This window comes from Paenarthrobacter sp. NPDC058040, from assembly GCF_042885775.1.
Taxonomy (GTDB): Bacteria; Actinomycetota; Actinomycetes; order Actinomycetales; family Micrococcaceae; genus Arthrobacter.
On sequence record NZ_JBHVRN010000041.1, the window covers coordinates 1 to 2,019 of the forward strand.

At 62.2% G+C, this 2,019-nt stretch carries 2 protein-coding genes and 1 rRNA gene; 2 read left to right on the plus strand and 1 reads right to left on the minus strand.

Translation table 11 applies throughout. The features are described from left to right. Positions 1 to 92 (plus strand): 5S ribosomal RNA (gene rrf, locus ACFVSJ_RS24355); the annotation flags it as partial. Positions 93 to 221: 129 nt separating this feature from the next. Beyond that, complete coding sequence (locus ACFVSJ_RS24360) at positions 222 to 1,022, plus strand: hypothetical protein (RefSeq protein ID WP_387439695.1); 801 nt, start codon at positions 222 to 224, stop codon at positions 1,020 to 1,022. Positions 1,023 to 1,077: 55 nt separating this feature from the next. Here ACFVSJ_RS24360 and ACFVSJ_RS24365 read toward each other — a convergent pair whose 3' ends face one another. Then, on the minus strand, positions 1,078 to 1,653 hold the full coding sequence (locus tag ACFVSJ_RS24365) for an HhH-GPD-type base excision DNA repair protein (RefSeq protein WP_387439696.1): 576 nt from the start codon (positions 1,651 to 1,653) through the stop codon (positions 1,078 to 1,080). Positions 1,654 to 2,019: the final 366 nt, after the last annotated feature.

A 2,019-nucleotide genomic window follows, 5' to 3' on the forward strand; every position in this document is an offset into this window, starting at 1 on the left:
CGCCCGGTCCCATTCCGAACCCGGAAGCTAAGACCCACAGCGCCGATGGTACTGCACCCGGGAGGGTGTGGGAGAGTAGGACACCGCCGGACAACTATTAACAGGTCGAGACCCCCCAACCACCACGTTGGGGGGTCTCCCTGGTTTAACAACACACCATGTACCAGGATTGACCGGGCAGGGACGGCGCCGAAACGGCTCCGGGGCGTACCCTGAGGGTCATGGGGACTAAATCGACATCAACTGCGCTGTCCACTGCCTTGTTGGTATCCATTTTCCTGGCAGCGGGATGTGCGGCCCCTGATCAGGCCGCAGGCGGCGGAGTCATAGCCGGCCCGGTCGCGGAGATCACATCCGATGCGGCGCTTTGCCAAGGCAACGAGGTTCCGCTCAAGGCGTTGAAGAACCCAAAGCCCGCCACCGAGCTCGGGCCTGAAGCGCTGCCAGCTCTCGGCGGACGTGACGTGGAACAATTCCACGCAGAATCCTGGCTCATTGCGCAGGAAAGCAGCAACAAGGTCATGCTGATGAACAAACTCGCGGTACCGCAGGACGACGGAGCGGGCGACATCCGCGACTACGTGTACGTCATCATTTCCACGAACTCCATGGCCTCGGAACCAGGCAAACCGGTATGGGCGGTGGTCGAAGCGTCTGCCTGTACGCCCACTTTGGATCTTGGTGAGTTAAAGGCAGGCACCGTCACCTTGGATCCGTCCGCGAACCCTGCCCCTGAGAATGACAGCGTTGCGTTGCTCGTCACAGAAGCTGCCTGCAATTCAGGGCAGAACGCTGCGGGGCGCATCGAGGTGGTCAAGAAAGTTGAAACCGAAGCAACGGTGGAACTCGTTATTGGGGTAAGGAGGTCCGGGGATCAGCTGTCATCGTGCCAGAGCAATCCTCCTACACCGTTCACAGTCCACTTGGATCGCCCGCTGGGCGATCGCGCAATCCTCGATGCCGCCGTCGTGCCTTCCCGCGACATCCCCGCGCCGTCCCGGCCGGGAACGCCGGCCCGTTGAACTTGGACAGCTAAGGCCCCGCAGATGCGGGGCCTTAGCTGTCTTAAAGCGAAAGTCAGGCCTTGGCCGCCTTGGCTGCAGCCTTCGCGGCTTGCTTGCTCGCACGGACCTTTGCCAGGGACTCCGGATCCACGATGTCGGCCACCGAAAGATATGAACCCTCCGAGCCGTAGTGTCCCGCAGCTTCTCGCCAGCCTTTGGCCTCGAGGCCACATTGCTTCCCGAGCAGTGCCAGGAAGATCCTCGCCTTCTGGTCGCCAAAGCCGGGCAATGCCTTCAAACGGCGCAGAACTTCCGGCCCGTCCGGGTTGCCACGAGTCCATATGGCGGCAGCCTGACCATCCCAATCGCTATGGACTGTCTCAGCAAGCGCTTGTACACGGCCGGCCATGGAGCCGGGGAAGCGGTGGACAGCGGGAGTCTGTTTGAAGACGTCCACAAAACCTGCCGGGTCAAAGGCCGCAATCGCGCCGGGCTCCAACGACCCAATCCGTGAACGGATCTTCTCGGGTCCAGCGAAGGCGGACTCCATGGTCACTTGTTGATCGAGCAGCATGCCGGTGAGCAGCGCGAACGCATCGTCGCTGAGCAGTTGGTCGGCAGCGGCATCTCCTGTGATGTGCAGTTCCATGCGCCCATCCTCCCACCCGCCCGACGGCAACTCATAGGGCCGGGGCGTTGGAGGCTTGGCCCTGGATGGCCCCGAGTACTCGTCCAGGGTCACTCCCGCCACGTCGGTTGCCCTGCTTCAGCAGATGCGGGATGTACGACGGCGGGTGGTCGCCTTTTGGCTGTAGGACGCCGGTCTTTGCCGAATGGCCCGCGAGCGTCTTCACGGGATCTTCACGCGGGCTTCACGTGGCTCAACGGTGTGTCTGGTTGCCTTCGGAGGCTGTCTCAGTGGTGGATTTGCGTTGGGGTGTTGGGGCGTGTATTGTTTTCTGAGTCGCCGGGAGCGAAACGGAAAGCCGGAAGGTGTGTACGGTTCGGGTTGGCG